This is a genomic window from Methylibium sp., from assembly GCF_013817365.1.
Lineage (GTDB): Bacteria > Pseudomonadota > Gammaproteobacteria > Burkholderiales > Burkholderiaceae_C > Methylibium.
Map to the genome: position 1 here is coordinate 1 of NZ_JACDCU010000169.1, position 7,711 is coordinate 7,711.

Here is a 7,711-nt window from a genome sequence, read left to right on the forward strand (position 1 = left end):
GCCGATGATGGCGTCGATCAGGTAGGCGCTGACGTTGCTGCCGAAGTACACGCCGGCCAGCAAGGTGACCGAGTGGCCGACTGCGAACAGGCTGACGTACAGGGCGACGTGCTGCAGCCGGTACAGAAAGAAGATCACCCCGAACAGGAACAGCAGGTGGTCGTAACCAGTGACCATGTGCTTGGCACCAAGATAGACGAAGGGCAGCAGATTGACGCCGGTGATCTCCTGGATGTAGCCCTTGTCGCCTTCGGCCACGCCGTGGGCGAAGGCGCTGGCGCACAGGAGCAGGAAGAGGCTCGGTGCGATGAGCAGGGGCCGCAAGCGGCTTTGCCGCGTGATCGGCGAGCACCGGTCAAGGCTGGAGCAGAGCAGGTCCATAGAAACTCCGAAGTAAAAAGGCGCAATGGGTTCTTGCCGGCGGGCAACCAGCGGGTCGGGTCTGTGAGGCGGGCTTCTCGAACGCCAACGATGTTTCACGATGCTCGTGATCGGGAAGCCGAGCCTTCGGCAAGGCAACGATGAGCGCATCCGCTCGCACGAAGCGAGCGCTCAGGCTGGTGAGTGGCCGACTCCGAGGTGCGTGTTGCGCAGGAGAGCGCGGGCACCTCGCGGTGATTCAGGCGGCCAGGCGCGGGGGTCTGAGCGGGCCGTCGATGAACGGCTGCGGCGCCATGCTCACGCATTGCGGACTCGGCGCGCAGGACCCGAGCGGGGCCATCGATGTCGAGACGGCATGCAACAACGCAACGGGCGCCGTCACGTGATCGACGAACAAGTGCTGCACCGAGTCGTCGGAATCGTCGAAGTGATGGGAACCGTCGTCATGGTGATGATGACCTTCGTCCTGCCAGTGCAGCGCCGCGTGAGCGGGGTCCGAGACGGCTTCGACCGTGGAGCCCGCCCGCGCCAGCGCGATCGATTGCCACAGCATGGCAAACAGCAAGGCGATGACGATGCCGGCGCGGTTCATGCGGCGCAGTCTAAGCGGGTCGCAAACATCCTCACGCCTCGTCGGCATGCGCAGCCCGCAGCGCGGCGCAAAACACCGCTGCGGCGAGCCGCCGACCCTGCCTGTTGCTTCAGGCACCGAACTTGCCACCGCAGCTGCGATGGCAGCGGATCTTCACTCGTGTTCCCACCGGATGGCCCGAGGAGACTTGGACATGTCGGCGCCAAGCCCGACGTACCGGCCCATTTCCGACTACGCCCTCCTCGGCAACACACACACAGCCGCATTGGTCGGGCGAGACGGCTCGATCGACTGGTGCTGCCTGCCGCATTTCGACAGCGGTGCGGTGTTCCGTCGGCTGATCGACGCTGAACGCGGCGGTTTCCTTCGCCTGGGCCCGGCCGGCGAGCACACGTCGTCGCGGCGCTACGGCGAAGACGGCCCGGTGCTCGAGACCGAGTTCACCATGCCGGGCGGCCGGGTGCGAGTAACCGACTTCATGCACAGCGCGCGCATCGCGCAAAGCCGCCTGGGCATCGACGATCCGCATTGCCACCGGCTGCTGCGGCGCGTGGACGGGCTGGCCGGACGCGCCACGCTGGACTTGGTGTTCAGGCCGACCTTCGACTTCGCCCGCATTCCCGCCGACATCCGCCTCACGCCCGATGGCGCCAGGGCGAGCACCGTGGCAGAGATCCTGCTGCTGCGCGTCACGCCACCCACCAGGCTCGAACTGAACAACGGCACCGTGTCCGCCCGCCTGGAGGTGCATGCGGGCGAGCAGCTCTGGGTGGTGCTGTCGCATGGCGGCGCACAAGCCGGCAACGATTCCCTGGTCACAGCCGATCCCGAAGCGCTGCTCGAGGAAACCCGCCGCCACTGGCGCGAGTGGCAGGCGCTGTGCACTTACGAAGGGCCCTACGCGCCGCAGGTGCGCCGCAGCGCCATGGTGCTCAAGCTGCTCAGCTTCGCGCCGACCGGCGCGCTCGTGGCCGCGCCGACCAGTTCGCTGCCCGAGCAGATCGGCGGCGTGCGCAACTGGGACTACCGCTATTGCTGGCTGCGCGACGCGGCGCTGGTGCTGCACGCGCTCATGTCGATCGGTTACCACGAGGCGGCGATGGATTTTTTCCGCTGGCTCGAAGCCCTCGGCGAGAGCGAGAGCGAGGGCGACCTGCAGATCATGTACCGGCTCGACGGCGGCCGCGATCTGCCGGAGCACGAGCTGCATCACCTCGCCGGTTACCGCGGCTCGGCGCCGGTGCGCACCGGCAATGCGGCGGTCGGCCAGAAGCAGCTCGACGTCTACGGCCATGTGCTCGACGCCGCTCTGCGCTGCCTGGAAGAGATGGACGAGCCGATCCGCCCCGGGCTGCGCGCGGTGCTGCGCCGCCTGGCCGATCGCGCGGCCGCCGGCTGGCGCGAGCCCGATCACGGCCTGTGGGAAGTGCGCGGCCCGCCGCAGCAGTTCGTGTCGTCCAAGCTGATGTGCTGGGTGGCGCTCGATCGCGCGCTGCGGCTCGAAGCCGCCGGCAAGCTGCAGGGCGACGTGCGGGCCTGGCGCCGCGAGCGCGATGCCGTGCGCGCCGCAATACTCGAGCAGGGCTACGACGCCGCGGCCGGCGCCTTCACTCAGGTGCTCGGCGGCAGTGCGCTCGATGCCAGCGCACTGCTCATGCCGCTGGTGGGCTTCCTGCCGGCGACCGACGAACGCATGGTCTCCACCGTGCGCTGCATCGCCGAGCAACTGAGCGCGCACGGCCTCGTCTACCGCTACCGCAGCGAAGACGGCCTGGCCGGCGGCGAGGCGACATTCGCGATCTGCAGCTTCTGGATGGTCGACAACCTCGCCTTGCAGGGCCGCCTCGACGAGGCTTGCACGCTGTTCGAGCGCATCGCCGCCTTCGGCAGCGACCTGGGCCTGCTGTCCGAGGAGATCGATCCCGTCGGGGGTCAACTGCTGGGCAACTACCCGCAAGGCTTCACGCACCTGGCGCTGATCCAGTCGGCCCTGACCATCGACGCGATGCAGCGGCGGCCCAGCGGCTCGGCACAGTCATGAACCGACCGCGCATCGTCGTCATCACCGGAGGTTCGGCCGGCGTCGGCCGTGCCGCCGCGCGCGCGTTCTCCAAGCAAGGCGACTGGGTTGCCATCCTGGCGCGCGACGACGATCGCGTGCAGGCCGCGTGCGAAGAGTTGCGCGAGGCCGGCGGCACCGCGCTCGGCATCGCGGTCGACGTGGCTGACGCGGTGCAGGTGGAGAACGCTGCCGAGCGCGTCGAGCGCGAACTCGGTTTGATCTCGGTGTGGGTGAACAACGTCTCGACGACGGTGTTCGCGCCGGTCACCGAAACCACGGCCGAGGAGTTCAAGCAGGTCACCGAGGTCGCCTACCTGGGGGCCGTGTACGGCACCAAGGCGGCCCTCAAACGCATGCTGCCGCGCAACGAGGGCGTCATCGTGCAGACCGGCTCGGCGCTGGCCTACCGCTCCATCCCACTGCAATCGGCCTACTGCGCCGCGAAGGCCGCCGTGCGCGGCTTCACCGACGCGCTGCGCTGCGAGCTGATCCACGAGCGCTCCAAGGTGCGCGTGACCATGGTTCACCTGTCGGCCTTCAACACGCCGCAGTTCGAGTGGGCGCGCAACAAGCTACCGCAGTTGGTACAGCCGGTGCCGCCGATCTATCAGCCGAAGATTGCGGGCGAGGCGATCGTCCGGGCGGCCGGCCGCCACAAGCGTGAATGGTGGGTCGGCTGGCCGGCGGTGAAGGCGATCCTTTCGAGCCGCGTGCTGCCCGGTCTGGGCGACCGCATGGCAGCGAGCAGCGCGTGGAGCGGGCAGCAGACCGAGGGGCCGGCTGCCGATTACCGGCCCGGCAACCTGTTCGCGCCGGTGCCGGGTGCCTTCGGTGCAAGGGGTCGATTCAACACGCGGGCCCGCAAGCACAGTTTGCAATGGGGGCTGTCGAAGCACCGTGCCGGCGTTGCAGCCGTCGCGGTGATCGCGCTGGCCGGCGCTGCCGTGGCCTTCTTCGTCTGAACCACTGCACGGCGCCAGGAGCACGGATGAACGAAAGCACCACACGCGAAGTCGTGCTCATCACCGGCGCGGCCGGCTTCATAGGCCGTGCGCTGGTCGAGCGGCTGGCCGAGCGCTGGACCGTGCTCGCGCTGGAGCGGGCCGGATCGCCCGAGCCACCGGGCGCGGCCGAGACGATCAATGTCGATTTCGCATCGGACGACAGCGTTTGCCGCGCACTGAAGCGCGTGCACAAAGAGCACGGCGCGCGCATCGCCTCCGTCATCCACCTCGCGGCCTATTTCGACCTCGAGGGCAAGCCGCATCCCGACTACGAGCGCGTCACCGTGCGCGGCACCGAACGCCTGCTGCGCGAACTGCAGTCCTTCGAGCTCGGGCAGTTCGTCTTCATGAGCACCCTGCTGGTCCACGCGCCCGGCCGTCCCGGCGAACCGATTGACGAGGACGCGCCGATCGACCCCAAGCTGCCCTACCGCGAATCGAAGATCAAGACGGAGATGCTTATCCGGGCACAGCGAGGCGACATCCCGGCGGTGTTCGTGCGGCCGGCCGGGGTGTACGACGACCAGGGCCACGCCGCCTTCCTCGCTCACCAGATCGCCCGCATCCATGAGCGCCGGCCCGACAGCGGTGTCTACCCGGGCGATCCGGACAGCGGGCAGCCCTTCCTGCACCTCGACGATCTGGTCGATGCACTGCTGCGGATCGTCGAGCGCCGCCGAGAGCTGCCGCCCGAGGTGGCGCTGTTGCTGGCCGAGCCCGAGACGCCGACCTTTCGCGAACTGCAGGATGCCATCGGCTGCCTGATCCATGGCGAGCACTGGGAGACGGTGCGCATCCCGCCGGCCGTGGCGCGCCTGGGTGCGACGCTGGAGGCCGAGGTGTTCGACGTCGATCCCTTCGTGCGGCCGTGGATGGTCGACATCGCCAGCGACCACTACGAAGTCGACATCTCGCGCGCCGCCCGGCTGCTCGGCTGGCGCCCGCGGCACTCGCTGCTCGAACACCTGCCCGAGATGATCCGCGCGCTCAAGGCCGACCCGAGCGGCTGGTACCGCGCCAACAAGCTCAATCCGGCGGTGGTGGCCGACAAGGCGCCGGAAGTGCTCGGCGAAGACGCGCCCGAGACGGGCGAACACGGCCACGGTCATGGCCGCGAGCCTGGTCTCGGCCAGGCCGACATGAAGCAGCACATGCAGCAAATGCGCGACATGCACTTCGGCATGCTGTGGCCGCACTTCGTCAACCTGATGCTCGGCGCCTGGCTGGTCGGCAGCGCGTTCGCCTTCGGCGCCTTCGACGCGCCGGCCTTCGGCGATGCGGTGCTGCGCGTGACGGCCGATCGCGGCCTGGCCGACCCCGCCGAGCGCATGGCCTGGCTCGGCTGGAGCGATCTTGTGAGCGGCGCGCTCGTCATGCTGTTCAGCGTGCTGTCGCTCTCGCAGCAGCGCTTTCGCTGGGCGCCCTGGGCCAACACGGCGGTCGGTGTGTGGCTGCTGTTCGCGCCGCTGCTGTTCTGGTCCCCGAGCGCGGCCATCTACACCAACGACACGCTGATCGGCTCGCTCGTCATCGCCTTCGCGATCCTCGTGCCCATGATGCCGGGCATGAGCATGGCGTCGATGATGGACGAATCGGACCTGCCGGTCGGCTGGAGCTACTGCCCTTCGACCTACCTGCAGCGCGTGCCCATCGTCGCGCTCGGCTTCATCGGTTTCGTGATCTCGCGCCAGCTCACCGCCTACCAGCTCGGCCACACCGAGGGCGTGTGGGAGCCCTTCTTCGCGGGCACCGGCGGGCTCAACGCCACCGAGACGATCATCACCTCCGACGTCTCCAAGGCCCTGCCGATCGCCGACGCCGGCCTGGGCGCCGTGAGCTACGTGTTCGAGGTGCTGATGGGCGTGATGGGCGGGCGCAGCCGCTGGCGCACGATGCCGTGGATGGTGGCCATGTTCGGCGTCGTGGTGGTGCCGCTCGGTGTGGTCAGCATCGGCTTCATCATCATCCAGCCGATCATGATCGGCACCTGGTGCACGCTGTGCCTGGCTGCCGCGCTGGCGATGCTGATCATGATTCCCTACACGCTGGACGAGCTGGTCGCCATGGGCCAGTACCTGGTGCAGAGCCACCGCCGCGGCGAGCCGTTCTGGCGCACTTTCTTCACCGGCGGGGCCTCGCCAGGCAGCCGCAAGGACGAGCTCGCCGGCTTCGATGCGCCGCTTCGCAAATCGGTGGCCTCGGCGTTGCGCGGCGTCACCGTGCCGTGGACGCTGGTCGCCAGCGCCGCGCTCGGCGTGGCGCTGATGTTCACGCGGCCGCTGTTCGGCAGCGAGCCGCCCATGGCCGACAGCGACCACCTGGTCGGCGCGTTGATCCTCACGGTGGCGGTGTGCGCGATGGCAGAGGTGGGCCGGCTGCTGCGCTTCTTGAACGTGCCGCTGGGTCTGTGGCTGATCGCGGCCCCCTGGGTGCTGGGCGGCGCTTCGACGCTGGCCGCGGGCGCGAGCATCGCCATCGGCCTTGGGGTGATCGCGCTCAGCCTGCCGCGCGGCCCGCGCAGCGTGGAGCACTACGGGAGCTGGGATCGCTTCGTGCTGTGACAGACCCGGCGTTCATTGGTCCGCCTCTGGAAGCACATGCTGCCGGAAACGGCGGGCCGGCATCAGCCCGCCGCCCCTTTCATACCAAGTCGCGTTCGATCGGCCAAAGAACGCTGTGATCAATCCAGCCCCGCATCGGTCGGCAATCGGTCGAGGTTGTGTGAGAACGCGACCGAAGTGCATCGCTGATGGCTCGACGGCCAATTCCCGGTCTGAGGATGATTGCATTGCACAGTAATCGCGGTTTTCGGCACCTTCAGTTCGGTCGTCTTGGCTGGCCTCGTTAATTGGTTTGGGACTGCAAATGCGCTTACGCGCTCGCCAATCTCATCGCTTTCATCGTTTCGGCAATGCCAAGCATGGCGATCACCCGTTTGAGGTTGTAAGCCAGCACATGCAGACTCATTTCTGTGCTGACGCCGGTCAGTCTTCGCGTCAGGAAGTGTGTCGAACCCATCCAGTGCTTGAGCGTTCCGAACACATGCTCGATGGTCCGCTTTCTCAGCGTCATCGCGCCCGGCCACCGGTCCAATCTTGCCTGGACCGCTTCCGTCACGGCCTCATGCTCCCAGCGGCGAATGCGCCTGTTGCCGCTGGTGGTGCATTGGGCCTTGATCGGACATCCTGGACACGCGCTGCTCCAGTACGTGCGCGTTTGAAGGCCGCCATCCTCTGACGTGTACCGATAGATGGCGCGCTGACCTGCGGGGCACTGGTACTGATCGTCACGGGCGATGTAGATGAAGTCGTTCTTGCTGAAGCGTCCTTCTGCTTTTGCATTGGAGGTCATCGGCTTGGGCACGTACATCGCAATCCCTGCGTCTTCGCAAGCCTTGATCTGCAGGCTGCTGAAGTACCCGCGGTCGGCAACGACATGCAGTTCGACCTGGGCCATCGCTTCACGCGCGGCCAGCGCCATCTTGCTGAGCTGCGCCCGATCGCTGGCAATGTTGGTGACCTCGTGCGCGACGATCAGATGGTGCTTCGCGTCGACTGCGGTCTGAACGTTGTAGCCCACAAGCGCTGAACCCAGTCGACTGGTAGCCATCGACCGCGCATCGGGATCCGTCATCGATAGTTGTCCGTCGGGCTCGGCCTTCAACTGCGTCCT

Annotated in this window: 6 protein-coding genes; 3 read left to right on the forward strand and 3 right to left on the reverse strand. The window is 67.6% G+C overall.

All coding sequences use genetic code 11. The features are described 5' to 3' along the window. Window positions 1–381: HupE/UreJ family protein (locus H0W38_RS11500; protein ID WP_292454043.1), on the reverse strand; the 381-nt coding region annotated here is incomplete at its 3' end. Window positions 382–619: 238 nt separating this feature from the next. Continuing rightward, window positions 620–973 (reverse strand): hypothetical protein, encoded by a 354-nt coding sequence (locus H0W38_RS11505; RefSeq protein ID WP_292454046.1) that lies wholly within the window; start codon window positions 971–973, stop codon window positions 620–622. 193 nt (window positions 974–1,166) lie between these two features. On the opposite strand from H0W38_RS11505, the gene H0W38_RS11510 reads away from it, so the two are divergent. The 3 genes from H0W38_RS11510 to H0W38_RS11520 are packed head-to-tail and all read left to right on the forward strand — an operon-like array spanning window position 1,167 to window position 6,600. Continuing rightward, entirely contained in the window at window positions 1,167–3,014 is a 1,848-nt protein-coding gene (locus tag H0W38_RS11510; RefSeq protein ID WP_292454048.1) for a glycoside hydrolase family 15 protein, read from the forward strand. Further along, window positions 3,011–3,997 (forward strand): SDR family oxidoreductase, encoded by a 987-nt coding sequence (locus H0W38_RS11515; protein ID WP_292454050.1) that lies wholly within the window; start codon window positions 3,011–3,013, stop codon window positions 3,995–3,997. Before H0W38_RS11510 ends, H0W38_RS11515 begins: the two co-directional genes overlap by 4 nt. Before the next feature lie 26 nt (window positions 3,998–4,023). Further along, window positions 4,024–6,600: an NAD-dependent epimerase/dehydratase family protein gene (locus H0W38_RS11520; protein ID WP_292454052.1), complete on the forward strand. Its 2,577-nt coding sequence runs from the start codon at window positions 4,024–4,026 to the stop codon at window positions 6,598–6,600. 310 nt (window positions 6,601–6,910) lie between these two features. On the opposite strand, the gene H0W38_RS11525 is transcribed toward H0W38_RS11520, so the two are convergent. Beyond that, on the reverse strand, window positions 6,911–7,711 hold an 801-nt coding region (locus H0W38_RS11525), incomplete at its 5' end, for an IS1182 family transposase (protein ID WP_292454054.1).